At 66.1% G+C, this 19,655-nt stretch carries 15 protein-coding genes; 14 read left to right on the top strand and 1 reads right to left on the bottom strand.

The features are described 5' to 3' along the window. The first annotated feature begins 83 nt into the window (after positions 1-83). The 5 genes from AW271_RS15670 (at position 84) to AW271_RS39710 (ending at position 10,538) form a co-directional block, all read left to right on the top strand. Positions 84-1,706 carry a PD-(D/E)XK nuclease family protein gene (locus AW271_RS15670; protein ID WP_157554204.1) on the top strand — a complete coding sequence of 541 codons (1,623 nt, stop codon included), beginning with the start codon at positions 84-86 and terminating at the stop codon, positions 1,704-1,706. Continuing rightward, on the top strand, positions 1,661-2,851 hold the full coding sequence (locus AW271_RS15665) for a pPIWI_RE_Y domain-containing protein (protein ID WP_169806340.1): 1,191 nt from the start codon (positions 1,661-1,663) through the stop codon (positions 2,849-2,851). Before AW271_RS15670 ends, AW271_RS15665 begins: the two co-directional genes overlap by 46 nt. Then, entirely contained in the window at positions 2,844-6,425 is a 3,582-nt protein-coding gene (locus tag AW271_RS15660) for a pPIWI_RE_Z domain-containing protein (protein ID WP_062337388.1), read from the top strand. The genes AW271_RS15665 and AW271_RS15660 overlap by 8 nt, the downstream gene beginning before the upstream one ends. Before the next feature lie 8 nt (positions 6,426-6,433). After that, positions 6,434-9,343: a pPIWI_RE module domain-containing protein gene (locus AW271_RS15655; protein WP_062337386.1), complete on the top strand. Its 2,910-nt coding sequence runs from the start codon at positions 6,434-6,436 to the stop codon at positions 9,341-9,343. Between the two features lie 310 nt (positions 9,344-9,653). Beyond that, positions 9,654-10,538 carry a hypothetical protein gene (locus AW271_RS39710; protein WP_157554201.1) on the top strand — a complete coding sequence of 295 codons (885 nt, stop codon included), beginning with the start codon at positions 9,654-9,656 and terminating at the stop codon, positions 10,536-10,538. On the opposite strand, the gene AW271_RS39705 is transcribed toward AW271_RS39710, so the two are convergent. Further along, complete coding sequence (locus tag AW271_RS39705) at positions 10,465-11,976, bottom strand: hypothetical protein (protein ID WP_157554198.1); 1,512 nt, start codon at positions 11,974-11,976, stop codon at positions 10,465-10,467. The genes AW271_RS39710 and AW271_RS39705 overlap by 74 nt on opposite strands. A gap of 464 nt (positions 11,977-12,440) precedes the next feature. Here AW271_RS39705 and AW271_RS15640 point away from each other — a divergent pair, with 464 nt between their 5' ends. The 9 genes from AW271_RS15640 to AW271_RS15605 all read left to right on the top strand — a co-directional run bounded on the left by AW271_RS15640 (position 12,441) and on the right by AW271_RS15605 (position 19,645). Further along, positions 12,441-12,707, top strand: coding sequence for a hypothetical protein (locus AW271_RS15640; RefSeq protein WP_062337380.1), 267 nt, complete (start codon positions 12,441-12,443; stop codon positions 12,705-12,707). Between the two features lie 5 nt (positions 12,708-12,712). Next, the gene (locus AW271_RS15635; RefSeq protein WP_062337544.1) at positions 12,713-13,090 is read left to right on the top strand and encodes a hypothetical protein; all 378 of its coding nucleotides are present in this window, start codon (positions 12,713-12,715) and stop codon (positions 13,088-13,090) included. Further along, the gene (locus tag AW271_RS15630) at positions 13,087-14,454 is read left to right on the top strand and encodes a ThiF family adenylyltransferase (RefSeq protein ID WP_062337378.1); all 1,368 of its coding nucleotides are present in this window, start codon (positions 13,087-13,089) and stop codon (positions 14,452-14,454) included. Before AW271_RS15635 ends, AW271_RS15630 begins: the two co-directional genes overlap by 4 nt. Before the next feature lie 308 nt (positions 14,455-14,762). Beyond that, positions 14,763-15,551 (top strand): RNA polymerase sigma factor, encoded by a 789-nt coding sequence (locus AW271_RS15625; protein ID WP_157554196.1) that lies wholly within the window; start codon positions 14,763-14,765, stop codon positions 15,549-15,551. Positions 15,552-15,780: 229 nt separating this feature from the next. Further along, positions 15,781-15,942: a hypothetical protein gene (locus tag AW271_RS40720; RefSeq protein ID WP_169806339.1), complete on the top strand. Its 162-nt coding sequence runs from the start codon at positions 15,781-15,783 to the stop codon at positions 15,940-15,942. 140 nt (positions 15,943-16,082) lie between these two features. Beyond that, positions 16,083-17,063, top strand: a complete 981-nt coding sequence (locus AW271_RS15620) for a toll/interleukin-1 receptor domain-containing protein (protein WP_062337374.1) — start codon at positions 16,083-16,085, stop codon at positions 17,061-17,063. Positions 17,064-17,776: 713 nt separating this feature from the next. Beyond that, positions 17,777-18,130, top strand: coding sequence for a 3-dehydroquinate synthase family protein (locus AW271_RS15615; RefSeq protein ID WP_062337372.1), 354 nt, complete (start codon positions 17,777-17,779; stop codon positions 18,128-18,130). 163 nt (positions 18,131-18,293) lie between these two features. Beyond that, positions 18,294-18,518 (top strand): hypothetical protein, encoded by a 225-nt coding sequence (locus AW271_RS15610; protein WP_062337371.1) that lies wholly within the window; start codon positions 18,294-18,296, stop codon positions 18,516-18,518. A 293-nt stretch (positions 18,519-18,811) separates the two neighbouring features. Beyond that, complete coding sequence (locus AW271_RS15605; RefSeq protein WP_062337369.1) at positions 18,812-19,645, top strand: hypothetical protein; 834 nt, start codon at positions 18,812-18,814, stop codon at positions 19,643-19,645. Positions 19,646-19,655 lie beyond the last annotated feature (10 nt).

Below are 19,655 nucleotides of genomic sequence, written 5' to 3'. Positions count from 1 at the left end.
ACCGTGTGCACAACATAATAAATGCAGTCGCTTGACTCAGTTCACAGATTGAGCTTCTCTTGGACCATGGAGGTCGAGCCGTGATGAGTCATCCACTGCCATCAGAAGTGGTCAGGATCGGAACCACCCTGCTGCGCGAAGAAGCGGACGCCTGCGCCGGCGGTCGGGCGCTCCGGGCACGTCCGCTCACGAAGCGGGAGCCGGAACGTTCCCGGAGAAGGCCGCTCCAGGAGTTCTTCTTCCAGCCCGTGGGGAACCTGCTCGACGCGATCGAGTTCCGGAACGTCAGCCCGGAAGCCGCATTCGCCGATCTCCGGCACACCCGCAACTGCCACCCCCAGCATCGCATCTGGGCCCTTGAGGTCGTGCCGGTCTACCTCGCCGCGCGGGCGGACCACCAAGCCGCTCGCGCCGCCGCCGGAGAGCCGCCCACCATCCCGGTCGCCGCCGAATGGGTGGGGCTCGACCGGTTGCGGGAGCCGGATGTTCGAGGGGTGAAGCAGTACGAACGCACCGTATGGGGCAGACGGTATTCCACTGAGGACGGATCAATCCGGGAAATCTGGATTCCGTCCATCCGCTCGGCCAAGAAGAACCGTCCCGAAGCGGAGATCGCGGCCGTCGCCGCGATCGCGGCGACCGGGGTCCCGGCCCGCGCCGACTTCGGAAAGCCATACAAGCGGATCAGCGGTGAGGCGGACGCGCCCCAGCGAGTGCGGGTCATCGGCGTAGGGCTCGGCGATGGCGTGCCGGAGACCCTCGCCGATTGGACCGCAGAGGAGGCGGCACAGCGGTTCTCCGATCACGCCAGGAATCGCTACGCCGCCGTACTCGGCGGCCGGGATCTGCGGCCCGGAAGCGACTGTGTCAGGTGCGACGGGCTCGCAGGCTGCACCGCCTTGCCCGAGGTCCCGGGCCTGCTTGGGCTCCCCGCTCCCCACCGCGGCCGACGGCGCCGTAGCCTCTCGGCCTCCGACCTGCGCATTTACGACTCATGCCCGGCGCGCTTCCATCTGACTCGGACGCTGATGATCCGAGACGGGCAGACCGAGAACGAGGCGATCCGCCGGGGTCGCGCGGTCGACGCCTGGCTGACCGAACGGCACCGCCAGCACCCCTGGACCCCCTGCAGGAGCGGCCCCATACCCGGTGGCCTCCCCGGTTTGACAGAGGTCGAGTGGGAGCCGGCCCTGAAGATGATCCGGGCACACCGGGCCATCTGCCCACTCGACCGGCTTGCGTCCACGGAACTCGTCCGGCCCCAGTGGCGTCTGGCCGCCTACGACCCGGTCGCCGACGTGGTGGTCATCGCGGATCCCGATCTCCTCTACACCGATGCCGGTGGCTGGGTCTGGCGGGAGACCAAGACCGCCTCGAAGCGAGCGTGGGAGGGTGAACCCCTGCTGTCGCGGCACCCTCAGCTCGCCCTGGCCGTCCTGCTGATGAACGCCGGCGTTCTGGGTGGTGAGCCGCGCCGTTCCCGGATCGAACTCGAAATCCTCAGAGAGAACGGTGCGGCGTGCGAGGAGATCGACCCCTTCGACACCGCCACGCTCCAGCAGGCCCGCGACGTGGTGTCGGGCCTCGCTTCGGGATGGGCCGACGACGAGGTCTACACACCCGATCCCGGCAAGGACTGCGCGAAGTGTGAGGTTCGCCGATGGTGCCCGGCCGGGACCGATCCCGCCCTGGAGATCTCATCGTGACGTCTGAGCAGACCGGGCTGCCGGCCCACTCCGCCGACTGGTCCACGCACGCGGGAGTCCCTCTGGTACGCACGCTGGCCAGTGCGATGCTCCAGCTCAACGAGAAGACCGGTCTGACCGCCTTCACGCTCCCCTACCCGGAGGAGGCACAGCGGGCGTTGGATCGCACAGTGCTCGCCTGCCTGGTGAAGGGAGCCACGCCACCGGCGAGCCTCATCGAGCTGGTGTCGTGGTGCCGGTCCACGCCTCTCGTGGACTGGCCGCTCGATCTGCCGCCCGATGTGATCGGTCCGGACGACAGGCTTCTCGACGAGGACTCCGGCCGACCGACCGAACTGTGTCACGAATGGTCCGAACGCACCCGGGACACCGCAGTGGCCCTACGCGATCGGGAGATCATCAGCACCGCCCTGCGCCTGTGCCGGGACTATGGCGAGGAGGACGCTTACACCGCCTTTCGCGGGCTCCTGGTCAACCGGCCGGTCCTGACCACGGCGGAGAGCTTCGAGGTCTTCGGCGACCTGGTGCTTGAGCCGGTACACGAGCTGATCCGGCGCATCTACCTCACGGCCCCCGCCAGCCACCTCCGACGTGGCGAGTACGTCTGCTGCGGACGCTGCCGCACTCTGCTCACCCCGGTCCGCGGTGGCGACTGGTGGTGCGAACGCGACCGTTGTCGCCGGCAGGGACCCGCGCCACTGGGTCGGCGCCTCCACCAGGAGGATGTGGGCGAGGTGTTCCACCTTGAGCGACCGCTGCGGCAGTTCGTCACCGGCCCGGGGCTGGCCGAAGCGGCCCTGCAGGACAAGCTGACCGCCCTCGGGCTGGTCGTGCGCATGTGGCCGGGATATGACGCATACGACCTTCTCGTCACCTTCCCCGACGGGGTCCGGTGGGCGATCGACGTGAAGGATTGGGCCAATCCCGTGTTCCTCGGCAGAGCGGCCCGGCCTGTCCCCCAGGAACCGCCCTATGACGAGGCCTTCTGGGTCGTCCCCCGCCACCGGGTCACGGCCAGGCCCGGCTACGTCTCCGTCTTCGAACGAAGCCGCCCCGCGCACGCCCGCGGCCTGCGGCTGCTCACCGACGGCGAACTCGTCGCCCGAGCCACCGCCCGCCTTCGTGAAGGGACCACACGTGCGTGACCGCGAGAGCTGGCATCGGCAAGTCAGCCAGAAGCTCGAACAGGTCTGGAACGGCCTGCCTCTGGAACTGGAGGGGATCAGACCATCCCATCTCTGCCAGGTCGAACTCGCTTTGCGCCTGCTGGAACGGCTCGCACCGCACGAACCGGCCGGCGGCGCGTACACACTTCTCGGCGGCTACCCGTTCGCCAGGGCCGCAGGAGTGGCCCGCACGGCCGAGCACGACACAATGCTCGCCTCGGCACGCCACCTGCTGTGGACGCTGCGCCGGCGCAGGTCCTGGCATCAGGCACTGGACTGGTACCGCCGGGTGCCCTCCCGGCTGCGTGCCTACGAGGTGCCGGCGGACCGGGGCCCGGCCGTTGCGCTGGTCCCAACCCATGCCGTCGACCGCGTCGAGACCTATGACGAGGCGCTGACCCGGCTTCCGCAGCACGACCGCAAGCCGCTGCCTCTCGCCCCCGCCGGACGCAGCGCTTTCACGGACCGCCGCCGTGCCACCTCGGTCAACATTCCCGAAGCCCTGATCTTCGACCCGGCCACCGGGCATGACCTGTCCGCCGGAAGGCCGGGAGGCGGTGAGCCACGCACGATCACCCGGACCGAGCTGCTCGACACCGCACGATGGATGGACGAGCACGAATCGGCCATCGGGGTGGAACGCCCCGGCAACTGGGAGGCTCGGCTGCACGAGCTGAGATTCGCGCCGCGCGACGCGGACGGCCGCGGCTTCAGCGAAAGCGACGAACTCCGCCTGAACGGGCTGCTGCACCTGGTGGGCATGGTCGGCGCCGGAAAGAGCACCCTCATGGTGCTCCTGGCGGTCTGGGCCGCCCGGCGCGATCTGCGTATCACCCTGGTCGTCGGCGACGTGGCGGAGCAGTTGAGACTGTGCGAGCTCCTCCGCGATCTGGACCTGCCGGCCGTTCCGGTCTTGGGTCCCACCACACGCGAGACCCATGTCCAACGGCTGCACCGCCGGCTCGCCTCCCGCGGCCTGGACAACCTGCTCGACCATGACGCGCGCGGCTTCGACGACCTGAGCACGGCCTGCGCTGTCGACGCGCTACGGAGCACTGAGGCGATCCAGCCTCTCCGCTATGCCGACGCACCCTGCACCGCCCTCTTCCCGGAAAGGCGGCCGAGTCCCGGCAGCACGCATTCCGGCATCGTGCTTCCCGAGCCCTATCGGCCCGGCGAGACGTCACTGGAGCGGCCGGCGACCGACGACGACCTCAAGGGCAGCCAACACGGCTGCCCGCTGTGGGCCAGGTGCCCCCGCCACCGCGCGGCCCGCGATCTGGTCGAGGGGCTGATCTGGGTAGCCAACCCGGCCAGCCTGGTCCAGACGGCTGTCCCCCGGCACCTGAACGAGGAGCGGATCCGCCATCTCGAACTGGCCTGCCTGCGCAGTGACATCGTCATCGTGGACGAGGCCGATTCAGTGCAGATGAAGCTCGATGAGATCTTCGCGCCCTCCGCGACACTCGTCGCTCCGGGGCCGGACTCCTGGCTCGACCAGCTGCACACGCACAAGATCGAAGAACTGTCGCGGCGGGGACGCCTGCCACTGACCGACCAGGAGATCGAGCGGTGGAACTCGGCGCTGACGGTCGTGTCTGCGGCAACCGACCGGCTCTACCGGCTGCTCATCTCCGACGGGGAACTGCTCCAGTGGGCCGACATCGAGTACTTCAGCCCATGGACCCTTCAGGAGAAACTGCTCGCGGACTGGTTCGGTGAACAGCAGTCGGCGGACGGCGTGTCGGCCGAAGAGCAACTCTTCGAAGCCTACGACGACGAGTCGGCCGAACCCGACAGGACGAACATCGTGCTCGACGCGCTGCGCGCGGAGCTGACGGCGCTGCTGGATGCCTTCCGCGACGATCCGCTGGGCGGTGCCGGCCCTTACGGCACCCTCACCGACGATCTGGTGGACACCACCCGGGACCTCCTGCACACCCTGTCCACCGCCCGGACCCGCACCCGGGTCGGGGCACTGCTGAACCGGCTGATCGAACGGACCCCCGCCCCCGCTTCGGATCCCGTCTGGCACGACATCACCTGCCGCAGGCTGGAGTTCCTGCTGCTCCTGTCAGCACTGCACCAGCGGCTGGAGCGACTGACCTTCCTCTGGCCGCAGGTCGAAGCGGCGCTGCGCCTGGACGCGACGGGAAACGAGCTGGCCCGGCGGCCACCACTCGACTACGCGCCACTCATCCCCGAAGCGCCGATGGGCAACGTGCTCGGGTTCCAGTACCTGCCCGACGAGCGCGAACGAGACGAGGACGGCAGGAACAGCGGCACGCTGCGCTTCTTCCGGTGTGCGGGCGTCGGCCGGGAGCTGCTCCTCTCCCTGGCCGACCTCGGCGCCGATCCGGGAGCCGGTCGGCCCGGCCCCCACGTGATCCTCATATCCGGCACGAGCTGGGCCGGAACGTCGACCCGTGCGCACGTACTCGAACCGGTCGCCGCGGTGCTCATGCCGTCGGAACGTTCCCTCCGGGCCGTGGGGCGATCTGTCTTCGCCACCCGGTTTCTGTACGACGCCGAGGGCAAGCCGATGAAGCTCTCGGGGACCGACCCGAAGGTCCGGCCCGCGGCGGCCAGAGCCCTCGCCATGCGTCTGGGAAGCCCGGGACGTGGGGCGAACGCCAGCCCCCTGGAGGAGGAGCTCGCCCTCATCGAGGACGACCGCCGGCGCCGAGCGATCTTGCTCGTCGGCAGTTACAGAGAGGCGAACATCGTCGCCGACACACTGCACGGCATCGAGCGATGGCATGGCCGGGTGCGCGTCCTGGCGTCCGACGACGCCGATCTCGATCAGTCTCTCCGTGGCTCTCGCCCGGTGGACGAGGAGCACGCCGCCGCACTGCGCCGAGGCGACCTGGCCATGTTCGCCGACGATGACGAGGCCGAACTTCTGGTCGCACCGCTGCTGGCGGTCGAGCGAGGGCACAACATCCTCAACACCGAACGCAACGCCGCGTTCGGCACTGCCTTCTTCCTGTCCCGTCCTCATCCACGCCCCGACGATCTGGCCCTGGCCATTTTCGCGGTCAACGACTGGGTCTGCCGGTTCGTACGCAACCAGCGACGGGCGGACGATCGCGACGGTCCGGCCACGTTCGCGGAACTGGTCGCCAAAGCCGCCGGGCTTGACCGCGCGGGTCTGGACTTCCGCCACGAGGCCAGGCAGGAGTGGCGGCGGCTGCTGTCCCGCCGCTATGTGTACTCGCGGCTGTCGCCCTGGGAGAAGCGCGCCTTCGCCTGGGACCAGCTGGTCACCATGTGGCAGGTCATCGGCCGCCTCGTCCGTGGCGGTGTGCCCGCCCGGGTCGTGTTCGTCGACGCCAGCTTCGCGCCGCGAACGGCTCTCGCGCTCGCGCCCGCGTCCACCAAGCCGATTCCACCGGACGACGGGCTGCTGGCCGCGCTCCGTTTCATCCTCGACCCCTACTTCCAGGCCGGCGCGGACCCCACGGGCTTTCCCGATCCGGCGGACCCGGCGCTGGCCACCTTGCTGTACGCGCCCTTGCACAACGCTCTGTCCACTCTCGAACACCACCGCTGAGGACCCTCGTGGCCGCCAATTACGACACCATCCAGACCGCCTCCTGGCAGCCCGTCGCCAACGATGCCGGTCGTGTCCAGCGATTCCGCGCGCTCGCCTTCCCTGAACACTGGCGGGAGTCCATCCTGGGGCTCTGCAACCTGGCCCGACCTGAGGGTGCGGAGCCCTTCCGTACCGTCCCCACGCATCGGTTTGAGCAGGTGATCCAGGCTTTCGCACCTGACGTCCTGGTGATGCCCCGGCCTTCCGGACCGGATGGGAACAGTCCCTCCGGTTGGCTGTACGTTCCCGATGACGTGCCAGATCCACTGCCGGGGCCGGTGCTCCGTTCCCTGGTCGACCGCTGGCTGGCAGATCTTCGGCCGGAGCGGGAACATCGGGCCGTCCTGACGGACGTCCGCGCGATGCTGGCGGCGACCCCTCCCACCTGGGAACCGGTTGATGCCGAGCTGATCTGCTGCCCGCCGGCCGTCGGTGGTGGCGCCGCACCACTGCCACATCAGTTCACCCTCAGCACCGACTGGCTGGCCAGGCGTGTGCTCGCCCTGGGCCCCTACGAACACGCCGCGGGCAGGCTCGGCTTCCGGGCCGTGCCGCGTGGTCCCCGGGACCAGGGAGCCGAGCTCGTCTCTCAGCCCCTGCCCTTCACCCAGGGCACGCGGACGTGGTGGTACTCGATCGTTCTCAACATCACGCTCCACACCGTCCCCTTCGATCCGCTGCCCCGTTTTCACCTGCACTCCGGCGTGCGCCGCTGGGCGACCCGGGTCAGCACCGCAAGCGGCCGGGTCCGGCTCCCGTTCCGGCGCAAGTCGACGGTGCTCCTCCGCCCCCAGGTGCCGTATCTGCCCGGCGCACCCTTCAGCGAACGCTACGCGCTGGCCCGGATGGAACGCCGCTGGGACAGGGAGACGGGCGGCTGGGTCACCGACTGGGTGAACGGCGGGCCCGCTCGGATCCTGCAGGGCATCTCCCTTGCGGCCTCTCTGCCCGGCCCGGATGAGATCCTTTCCGCGCCGGATGGCTGGCTGGAGGGTGGCCTGCGGGCCGGGATCGTCCACAGCACCGCCATGGGTTCACATGGCGTGAAACCGGGGCTCATGCCCCACCAGCGTTCCGAACTGGCCGAATGGGCCGAGCAGGCCCTCCCCGCCGAACTCCGGGCCACCCCTCCGCTGGTACGAACCCGGCGCGCGGGCCCGAAACCCGTCAACGCCCCTCCTACCGTGAAGAAGGAGAACCAGCCGCAGGAGGACGTCCGTAAGGCCACCGAACGGCGTACCGCCGCGGCTTTCGCGCTCTCCCGGCTGCGTCCACCAGCAGGCCCGGGAGCACTGCCGCTGCTGGAGGTACGGCTGCTGTGGCAGACCAGAGAGATGCGGGAGGCCGCCGTCACGGCACTCACCGGCCTTCTCGGGCTCAAGGACGAGAGCGCACCTGTAGCGGAGGAGTCGTACGAAGCCGCTCGGCCGGGGACGCCGGTAGTGCTGGAATGGCAGTCGCCCGAGCTCACCGTCAAGGTGCGCTGCCTGAAACTCACCGACGGTCTGGCCGAGGGCCTGCCGCTCCCCTCGAAAGGTGAGCGACGCAGCTCAACAACGATCAGCGCCGCCGTTCACGGCCGCCGGGCTTCGGCGAGGTCCTGGCTGGGCCGCGACACCGAGGACGAGACTCCCACCCTGGCGCTGGTGGAGATCGACCGGCGGGACGACTTCGAGACGGGCGACCACGACCCCAAATTCGCGCTCCGGCTCGGCTTCGCGGACGCCCACGCGGTAACCCAGTTCGTGGCCGTGCCCAAGAAGGCCGGACGCTACGACACACTGAAGAACGTCGTCTACCGCGCCTCGATGGCGTGGGACGACGGCCTGCGTCAACTCGGTGCCCGGGTGCACCCGGAGCACGGCCTCGGTGACCGCCTGCCCGACGGCCTGCGCTACGCGGCCGTCTGGCTGGTACGGAAGAACCGGACAGCGCGCAACCGCTGGGCCGCGCACGTCCCGGTCGCCGTGCTGGTCACCCCGCAGGGCTTCGGCAGTGGGATCGCTTCTGTCGACGGATGGGATACGGACGCGGACGACGGGGCCGGCGCGTGGATCCCGTACCCCGCGATGCTGCTGAAATTGACGCGGCTCGCCGAGATTTCACCAGATGACCCCGATTCCGGTCGTCGAGGAAGCTGGCGTCGGGACATGGAGGAGCAGCGCCGCGACACGGAGGAGTGGCTCCAGCAGATGCGGCGTTCCCTGCGTGGGAAGCCCACGCTCCTGCTCGCCCACGGCCAGAACGCCCGCTCCCACTGGACCTGGCTGCAGGACGGCCGTGTCCAGGCCGACAAGGTCCGCGACGGGCACGCGCCCGCCCGGCGCCTGGACGCCGACCTGCGCTTGATCCGGGTCCGGACGGCGCGAGGAAGAGAGACGGCCCAGTGGTGGGGCGTCAACGCCAAGGGCGGGACGAACGGCCTTTCGACCCACCTGTGGGTGCCGGAGAACAGCGGCGAAGGCCGGGTCTTCTACAGCACCACACCGAAGCCGGTGCAGTTCAAGAGTTCCGCAGTGGCGGCGGACAAACTCGGTCCCCGGCCGGGGGCCACCGGAGAACAGACGATCGACGCGGACAAGCAGGGCTGGAGCCCTGGACTCGTCGAGATCGCCGTTCTCGGGTGTCACCCGGAAGAAGGAGACGACCCAGAGTCACTGGCCCTGGCCGTGCACCAACTCCGGCAGCCGCCGGACTACCCGGAGGCCCTGAGCCTGCCGCTGCCCCTCCATCTGGCCGGCTTGGGTCAGGAGTACGTCCTGCCCACTCTTACGGAGGAAGTCGAAGACGTGGACTCCGTTCCCGTGAGCGACCTCGACCCCGATGTGGCCGTTTTGGCTGGGCTCGGCACAGAACCCGCCCCTGACGAAAGATAGTTTTGAATCGTAGGTTCCGGGCTGGAATCCCTGGCACCCCACCCATACGACCTGTGACTTCATCTATTCGGTAGCCGCCGAATCACGCCGCCCGGCCTAATGCCACAGATCACTTTGCACCTGCCGACAATCCCATCCATGCAGTTCGAGCGGCATGCGAGTACTTCTGGAGGGCTCCACCGAGCTGATTTCACCGATGGATGGTCAACCTTGTCCTGCACGACCTTAAACGCCCAGACCGATCCCCTGGCTTGCAGCGAGAACTCGCTGCCAGCTGAGCGATTGGCCAGATGTTGCCGAAAGTGACCCCATGGTCACAAAATCGGAGTTACTGTCAGGCGTGGAGATTGGAGAAGAGTGGGCTTATCGCGAGCGGCCGAGGTCGCTGGGCGAGCCGGTTCACCGCGTAACAATCATCAGAATAAGGGACAGCGACGGCTCGATCAGGATCCGCCGTCTGGACGGCGACGACTCCGGGCTACAGGAATGGGTCTCCCATACCTCTCTACTGGATCGCTGGGCCGCTATCAAACCGCGGCTCAACGACGAACAGCGACTGCTGGCAGTTAGAGAAGCATCCGCTATGGCTGACGGCGCGGTCGAGTATGAAGCCGCGTTGCTCGTCGTGAAGAACTGCGGACTTGGCCGGCAGCTGGTCCTCGGTCGAAGTAGGAGTGAGACCGGAGTCCTTCGGATCGACAACCCCATGCGTATGGCGGAACGCTTAGGACTCACCCCCGAAGAAATAGGAGACGACCCTCTGGCCTTTCGTGATCGCCATGGGACGCTGATCAGTCCTTGGCAAGCGGCACGACGACTGATGCCGACCATCGCCAACGTCTTCTGCAACGAGGTAATGGAGGCGATTCACAGCGGAGAGGCTGACCTCCGTGATGAGGCGCTCTATGGGATGTCCTATCGGCGATCATGGCAGGATGCTCGCGAGAAACCCCAGTTCCGGCTGCACGAACGCGAACCCGTCCATGCCTTTGTACGGCAGTGGTGCGGAGAGGAGACCGTTGCGCGGTTCGATGAGCTGATCGCCTTGCGCACCGAAGTTTTACGGCTCGGCCATCTCCTCGACCGGGCAATCGAGGCACTACGCAAGCGCGGGGCTACGACTACCGCCGCCACCATTGAGAACGACCTGGGCGTCCCCATCGCCATGCTGATGGATAGAGAACGTCATACCTGACCTCAGTGGGCTCTTCTGGTCGTGCATCTCGTTCGCCTCGCTTCTCCTCTCGCAGGTAGCGGTGCAAGGTTTCCGCCGTCGGCTCGATGTCAAAGCTCACCTCGGTCAGCACGCTCGGCGTGTTCAGGGGATCCATGTGATCAGCTTGTTCTCGCGCCCACGTCACCCACTGGGCGATCGTTGCCTCTTGTTCGGGCAGAGTCGCAGCAAGTGCCTCCAGTCCCAGACAGAATTCGCGAATAGCCGCTGCGCTAGCCCATCCTTCTAGCGCTTGCCCGAAAGCTCGCCGCCTGTGCTCCTCCTGCGCCTGGTCGGCGGCTTGCGCAAGCTCCCTATCGCGCTCTTCTTGCCGCGCGGCCGCTTGTCGTCGCTGTTCCTCCTCCTGGCGTCGCCATTTCTCATCGCGTTGTCGCTGTGCCTCCTCTCGCGCCAAACGCGCCTGCTGATCAGCCTCCGAGAGGCGCTCGATCGCATTGACGACCGTTCGTACCTTGTCCTCCAGACGTGAACGCTTGTCGTCCGCCCAACACTGCAGACCACTCCCTTCCCCCAGTTCGAGCCTGAGCCGACCTGACGGGACCTCGTCGTACTCAGGCGTGACCCGTTGCCAGGCGTAGAGCCCTCGGCTCCGGAGGTCCTCTTCGGTATAGACGCGAGGAACACGGTCGAGTTCCTCCTTGATGCTCAGCGCGTACTGGTGTCCACGCGCGTGTGCGTGGAGGCCACGTGGTTTGCCCCGCCTAGATACGCCCACGCTGTGGCCGCGTGGCAGCAGCCCCTCCGCTAAGGCGCCTACCACTTCCAGAGCGCGGCCGATCATGGCGTCGGTGACGTCGATGGAGCGACGATCTTCTCGAAGCCAGTTCGCAAGCTCCTGAGGGTCGGTGATCAGATCACGAGCGCTTAATCGGACGCGGTTCCAGTCCGTCCCGTCGGGATGCGCCTCATCCTCCAGCCGGAGGATGAGATCTCCGCGGTCGCGACCGGTATGTAGGAGGCGGAAGCCTTCAGGGATCAGCCCATGACGCTTGGCCGCGTCCAGTGCCCGTCGATGAAGCGCCCTAGTGGCCTCATCTAAGTCTTGGACATGCAGCGTCCCCCCTCCCTTCTGCAACCGCTTGATCAGTTCAACCGCTAGGGCATGAGGCGTTTGCAGCTTGAGGTCGGCAGCTCGTCCGCTCTTGCTCTTGGAACTCGCGGTGGGAGACGTCAGAGCCGAAGTGCCCTGGTAGCAGCCATTCGCGAGATAGAAGCGGCCTGCCTCGGTTACCTCAGCGATCCATATGCCGTTTGTCCGGGGGATCGAAATCAACCCCCTGTCCCGGAGTGCGTAGACCGTACGAGCCAGATCACTGTCCTTGGCGGTGACCGACTCGCCGTCCGCGATGCGGCGCAGGGTCGCGATCTGGCGCTCGTTCAGCTTTGCCCACCGACGCATATCACTAGATGACATCACGCCGACACCGAAAGCAACCAGATGCGCCCCACACCGACTCAGTCAACCGCAGCCTCCTTCGGGTCGGCTGGGAGGCGGGGTCGATGGGCGGGCTAAAAGAAATGTCGGAGCGGGGTGTTAGGTTCGAAGGTTCACTCGACTGTCGCCGGGAGACACAACATGTGGGATCGAATCAGCGGCGTACACCCACAGGTTGGGTTTTGAGTTGCCGCCAACTACGACTCGTGCTCTACTCGTTACTGGCAAAAGGAAGGCCCCACGCGGGCCCAACCCTGAGGTCGAGCACGTTCGTGGGGCCTACGCGTTTGGCCACGCTCTTGGACCCTACCGCCGCTGGAGTATCCCTCCAAGCGACAGCGGATGTGCCCGCCTCGGAGACGAGGAGAGCACAGTGAGAGTCACCACCATCAGCGATCACGCCGAGGAGCGGGAAGGGGCTGGGCGCGATGTCTGAGCAGACTGTGTCCGTCCTGGGCTCGCGGCTCGAGCCGGTCAACGTGACGGTGAACCACCAGCCGGTGGTTCTCCCCGACCGCGCGACGACCGGCCGGGGCATCAAGCTCGAGGCGATCCGCCAGGGTGTTCTCATTCAGGAGAACTTCGTCCTGTCGGTCCGCCAGGGCAACCACTTCGTCCCGGTCGACGACGACGAGGCGATCAACGTCCACCGCAACGAGGACTTCCTCGCCGTCGCCCCGGACGACAACTCCTGATCTTGATGAACCTCAAGGTCATCGAAGCTCTCGACGCCGTTCGTGCCCACTTCGCCGGCCTGCCGGTCGAGGTCGTCCCGGACGGCGCCGGGGGCGCTCATGTCCTCGTCGAGGGGGTCGAGGTCGGCCCGCTCTACACGCCCAATGTCACCTGGCTGGGCTTCCACCTCAACTCCGCCTACCCGCACAGCGATGTCTACCCGCACTACGTCGGAAAGGTGGCCCGTGTGGACGGAGCCCCTCATGGCGAGGCGATCAGCGATTGTGAATATCAGCGGCGTACGGCGCTTCAGCTGTCCCGCAAGTCGAACAAGTGGGACGCCACGGTCGACAGCGCCGCCAACAAGGCCGAGAGGGTCCTCAAGTGGTTTCGCGACCGATGAATCCGCCCGCCAGCGGGTGGAGTCTCACGCTGACCCACCGCCAGTGGACCACCCTGTCCGAACACCTCTTCTCTGACGACCGTGGGCACGGCGCGGTCATTCTCGCCGGGACCGCCCCTGGCCCTCGCGGACCCCGCCTTCTCGGGCGGGAACTGCTCCTGGCCAAAGACGGCGAAGACTACGTGACCGGCACCTCCGGGCACCACGCGCTCAGCGCGGACTTCGTCCGGGACGCGGCCGAGCGCGCCCACCGAGAGGGACTCGTGTACCTCTCCGTCCATAACCATGACGGCCGTGATCGCGTGGCCTTCTCCAAGGTCGACATGGCCTCGCATGAACTCGGTTACCCGGCGCTGGTCCAGCTCACAGGCCAGACCGTGGGAGGCCTGGTCTTCACCCCGCAAGCTGCCGCCGGAGACCTGTGGCTCTCTGACGGCAGCCGGGCCGATCTGGCGGAGGTCAATGTCCTGACCTCCAACCTCCTCCGTTTGCGCCCTCTCCCCGCGGCGAAGTCAGGCAGCCACGAGGCCGGCCGTTTTGACCGGCCGGCCCGTCTCTTCGGAGACGCCGGACAAGAGACGCTGAGCCGTCTCCGAGTAGCCGTGGTGGGTCTCGGCGGTGTCGGCAGCATCATGGTCGAACTGCTGGCTCGGCTCGGTGTCGGCCACCTCGTCCTCATCGACGGCGACATCGTCGACGTGACGAATCTCCCCCGACTCGTCGCCGCAGAACAGTCCGACATCGGCAAGCCCAAAACCGAACTGGCGATCCGCAACGCGCGCAGAGCCAATCCCGAAATCCAGCTCACCATCGTCAATCAGCGCGTCGAGCACCCCGAGGCGAAAACGCAACTGTCGTTCGTCGACTGGATCTTTCTCGCTGCCGACAGCCCCGCAGCCCGCCACGTCTCCACCGAGATCGGGAGCCAGTACCTGATTCCCATCACCCAGATGGGCGTGAAGATCCCAATCCGCCAGGACACAGGGGACATCGGCCAGATCCACGCGGTCAGCAGACCACTCCTTCCCGGCGAGGGCTGCCTGTGGTGCAGGGGTTTCATCGACCCGACCGAGTTGGCCATCGACCTGCTCCCCGAGCAGGAGAGGCAGGCAGCTCGCTATGTCGCTGAGGTCCCGGCAGCCAGTGTCATCGCCCTCAATGCCCTCACCGCAGCCGAATCCGTCAACCACTTCATGCTCTCCGCTACCGGCCTTCACGAAAGCCTCGGCGACCCGCCCACCTGGACCATCCACCGGCTGCGTACTGGCGAACGCGACCAGATTGTGAACCGGCCCCGGCCTGACTGCGACTTCTGCGGGCCGCGCGGAGGACTGGGTCGCGGGCGTTCCCTCTTCGCGGCTTGAGCTCGAGTTTCTTCGAGACGAGCGGAAGTCAGCTCGCCGCCGGACAGCGACTGGGCGACGCGAGATTCGGCTCCAAGTCCGAGCCCGGGCGATGACTTTGATGGTCATCGCCTCACCAGTCATCCACCCGCGCTCGAACGGCCACGGTGCCGACGAACCGCCCCTCCATCCGCTCCCTTCCTTACACAGACCTTCAGGATCACCCCCTCGAAAAGATCTTGAAAAAAGTTGGGGGGAAGCCGGATTTCCAGACTTAGGAAGGGTTGCCCGCTGATCGCTTCTGCGGACAACCCGTGAGGAAGGACCTTATGGAGCACGATCTCGACGAGCAGCGGCCCCCCGCCGGGCTGTCGGACGTGCCCGTACAACAGTCAGAAGAGGCCCAGGTTCCCGAGATCTGGCTGCACGACAACACCAATCAGGCAGAGGCCGATCGGGTCGACCGCCTCGCTGCCGACCTCGACCTGGTGAACAGCCTGGCGCTGCGGAGATTCGAAGGACCGGACTACGACCTCTTCGCCCATGAACTCGCGAAGTACGGTTTGGCGGTCATTAGCGGCTGGATTCGGCGCGGACTGATCATGGCGCGTTGCCGAGAGCGAGGCTTCGGAGGACTTCCCGAACCACCCCTCGGCGCCTTCGACGACCCGGATGTCGTCGAAGAACTCGCCGGCGAGACCGTCGGCAAGGCTCTCTACCACTTCCGGCAGGACGTCCTGCTCAAGGGCAAGTGGGACCCCCGGCGCAGGGCTTCCCTGCGCACCTATTTCATCGGCCAGTGCCTGATCCGCTTCAGCAACGTCTACCGGCAGTGGCTGAAAACCGAACAGCGCCAGCACATCCTGGCCGATCACGACACTCTCGACGCCGTAGAGCGCGGTTTCATCACCGGCCCGGAGCAGCGCCTGGTCGTGCAGTCCGAGGTCGAACGGGCGATCAAGGCCATTTCCAATCCACGGGTACGTCACGCCGTCCTTCTCCACGCCATGGGCATGCCCCATCGAGAGATCGGCGAGGAACTAGGCATTTCAGACAAAGCAGTTGAACGGATGATCGCCAACGAAAGGACCCGCATGACGAACAGGGGAATCAGATGACCGACATCGAGAGGAAGATCGAACGGTCGTCTTTCGGTACCCGAAACGCTCAGGCCGCGCGGCGGACCGTCTCTCAGGACGCGGCGGCCAAAGTCGTGTCGAGGGCCGCCGAGATCGCCGCCAAAAATTCCTCGAAGATTTTTGGGGGGAATCCCGCGAGCCACACATACACCTCTAGTGCGAGGCCGATCCAACCGGGAAAGGCCCGCAGGAAAGAATCGGAGTGACCATGGCCAAGAACACTGGCAACGGCCACCGCGTCGGCGCGGTCAAGAACCGGTCCCAGGTGCTCACCCCCACCGGGTGGGTCAAGCGGGACAGCGGGACCGGGCAGTTCCTCGACCGCAAGGCTGACGCCCAGCCGTTCAAGGGTGTTCGCCGGGAGAAGTAGCAGTTCAGTTCTGCCCTAACCGGGTCGGGAACGCCGCTAACGTTCCCGACCCGGTTTTCCGTCGAGTGTAGTGCCTGAACCTTCAAGGCAAGGTTGTCGAATCCGGCAATGCCTTCGTGTAGAAAGCTCATACTGCTGCCATGCCAGAGTCAGACGACCCGATCCGGCCCCCTGTCGCTTTCGTCTCGCACGCCAGCGAGGACAAGCCTGATTTTGCCGAACCCCTCGCCCGCATGATCGCGAACCTCGGCGTTCAGCCCTGGTTGGACAAGTGGGAAATCCGGCCGGGCGACAGCCTCGTGCAGATGCTCTTCGACGAAGGCCTTGCCACTGCCGATGCCGTCATTCTCGTCGTATCCCAGTATTCGGTCAGCAAGCCATGGGTTCGTGAAGAGCTCGACCACGCCACCGTGCAGCGCGTTAATAGAGGAACCCGCCTCATCCCCGTCAGGCTGGACAACGTTCCCATGCCCGCCCCTCTCCAGCACCTGCTGTGGGTCGACGCAGAGCGATCAGCAGCCAGCGTCCAGGCGACGGCGCGAAAAATCGCAGACACCCTCCACGGCCATGACGCTCGTCCGAGCGTGGGCCCTCCGCCCACCTACACAATGGTCGCACCGCGGATTCCGGGCTTGACGCCTGCCGACGCCTTCGTACTCACCGAGATCATCCGGGAAGCCATCGCCAGCGGACATTTACTCCTCCTGGACTGGAACATCATCGAAAGTCGCGCACAAGCAGCCGGCGTGACCGCTGAAGCACTCGTGGAATCCATGCACGCTCTGGGCGAGGGCGACTATGTCGACGTGTCCTTCCGGGCCGAACACGTCCATGATGTGAAGCTCACACGGTTCGGATACTCCGTCGGAATATCCGCCGTCCTTCCTGACGTCGACCAGGTTCACCAGCGCGTGGTCTCAGCTCTCGTCAACGACCCGCCTACAGGTATCCAGATCATTCACAACCTGGCTGATCGAGCGAGCACCGAGCGACTCGTCGTCGACCAACTTCTCAAAGATCTGGAGGACAGAGGTCTCGTGACAGTCTCCCGCGGGATGGGTGACAGCAGCAGACTTCACAACGTCAGTCCAACTCTGCGCCGGGTACTCGACGAGTACTGACCAGCGGCGCCGTGATGGACTACCTCGCGACATTTTCGAGTTCGATGCAGATCTAGAGTGTAATCGCACTCAGGTAAAGCAAGGGCTGGTGATTGACGGTTGCTCGGCGGTTGCTCATTGGTGCGCGATACGGGGCGGCATCGCACGCCACCAGCGGGTATTTTGACAGCAGCAAATCCGGGCAGTTCAATAGAAATTGACATCCTGCGGCATTGGGCGACAGTAATACCTCGAACTTTTAATCCGTAGGTTCAGGGTTCGAATCCCTGGCGCCCCACCCCCGTCACGGCTTGTGGTTGACGCCCCTCCGGGGCGGCTGTCACAAGCCGTTCCTTCTTTCTACGGGGGGACGACCCCCCGAACCCCCCGCTGACAGGGGGCTGCGCCCCCTCACGCTCCCCCTGGTCCGCTTCGCGGCCCTCACGTCGCTTCGCTCCGGTGTTCGCTGCGCTCACCGGCGAAGGGCTCCGCCCCTCGCGACCCTGGACAGGCCTCGCTGCGCTCGGGCTGCTGCTCGCTTCGCTCGTTCAATCCAATTTCTTTTACGGCTTCGCCTAGCCTGGCCCCGATCGACTTCATGGTCCCGCTTCCCCAGTCGACAAGGTCATAGGTACCTGCCGATCTGCCAACAACTCACAGCCACTTAGCGACGTGACACCGACTGAACGCACATACCAAATAGGCCCGGCCACCCGCTCGAAAGCCTCGGCGAAGTGCACGACATCGTCTACCGGACGCCGCCCTCGTACCTGGGGCACGAGGGCACCAACATGTTCGAGATCTACCAGGGCCGGCCCCACGCGTTCGGGCACACCTGGAGCCCGGCGTTCGAGATGGCCGCCGGGCTGCGCCATGGACACGCGGTCTCGATCGAGATGGCCTTCAGCTCTACGATGGCCTCCCTGCTGGGATGGATCGACGAGGCGACCCGCGATCGGATCCTGGACGCCTACCAGCGCCTGGGCCTGGCGATCACTCACCCCGTCATCAACGATGTCGACCTGCCGATCGCCGAACAGCAGTCGCGGGCGCACCCATGGTCATCGTGGAAGGGATCTTCGCCCTGACCGTCGCGAAGGTCCGCGACCTGGCAAACTGCTGCGCAAGCTGAAGGAGGGGTCCCGCGTACCTGCGCCCCGTCCTTCCCGGCGCCGACGACGCGAGCATCCGGGTGGACGGCTCACAGCCGGTCGAGTCGATCATCGACTCGCTGATCGAGGAACTCCAGCGATGAGCCGCGACGGCGACGGCCAGACCGCTCGTGCCCGCCGGCGCATCCTGGAGTTCTGGCAGCACAACCGCGGCCCGCTGTCCGGCTCCTTCTCCATCATCGACGCCTACCTCGTGCTCTTCCGCGGCCTGGCCATAGTGGCCAGGCCGAAGGCGGGATCTCCCATTGCGCCTCAGAAAGGTCGCATTATGGGACAGCCAGATGAAGGAACCCCGCCACGGTGAATCCCGTCATGACCCCTGCGCTCACTCCTGCCGCAGCCCCAACGGCAATCCCGATCGCAGCGGCGACCGCAAGGATGACGACCCAGCGCAACGGCAACCCGGCCGCACCGTCCGCCTCCGTCGTTTCTGTACTGCCCTCATTCATCGCGCCACTTCCCCATTCGTGTTGCTGATCAGCTCATTAACGCCCTCAGGTACCGCTTCAAGGGCGGGCTTTGCCTCCATCAGCTTTCCTGCTCAGGGCTCTAGGATCTAGAGATACGGGCCGACATTACGGATGGGGGGTTATCACTATGGACGACGAAGTCAACACGCTGATCTCCATGTCCACGCAGGGAGCCTCAAGCTGGCTTTCGGCGTTCGCCAGCGGAAAAGAAGGCGTCGATATCACGGCCACCAACGTTCCTGGGTACTGGGTGTATCAAGTTGAGGGACGCATGCTGAACGGACAAGCTTCGATAACCCGTCTCGCGATGGTCCCCCGCGACCCGGAGAGCCCCACACCCATCAAAAAAGACGACGTTAGGCGTATACCGATCGGAACGATCGTGACCTGGGTCAAAGGCGCCCTGCGGACCGAGTGGGAAAACCGGTTCGCCAAGCTGGCCGTGGAGATGAACACGCACACCACCAAACAGGGCAGGTCTTGGACTGCCGAGCACTACCTGCAGGTCGCCTGGTTCGCGATCAACGCCGAGCTCTCCGAACGCCCAGGCGGTCCCCGTCAAGCCATCGCGGACAACTGGGGAGTTAAGAAGATCACCGCCAGCCGGTGGATGGCCAAGGCCCGCGAACTCGGTTACCTCCCAGACAGCCCATCACAGTTGGCAAAAAAGGCGCTGTCTGATCTCGACGCCCAACTCGAAAGCACCCGCATCCTGGAAGAACTGATCTTCGACAAGGTGCTGCGCGCGGGGCTGACCCAGACCTCCGGTCAAGACCACACCACCACGGCTCAACTAGTGCTCCGCACCATCATGGAAACCTCACCCGAAGCGGCCGAGATCCAAAGCCAGATCTTCGTTGAGTCTCTGATGGACTTGAGCGAGTCCCCAGATCGATCGATCCGAGACGCCGCCAACGCCTTGCTGGACGCCCTCGCCGGCAACGACCGCTCCGAGCCTTGAAAACCGACGC

Source organism: Herbidospora sakaeratensis (assembly GCF_001570525.1).
Lineage (GTDB): Bacteria > Actinomycetota > Actinomycetes > Streptosporangiales > Streptosporangiaceae > Herbidospora > Herbidospora sakaeratensis.
Note: the sequence above shows the minus strand (reverse complement) of the source record. Positions and strands in the feature narration are given on the sequence as shown.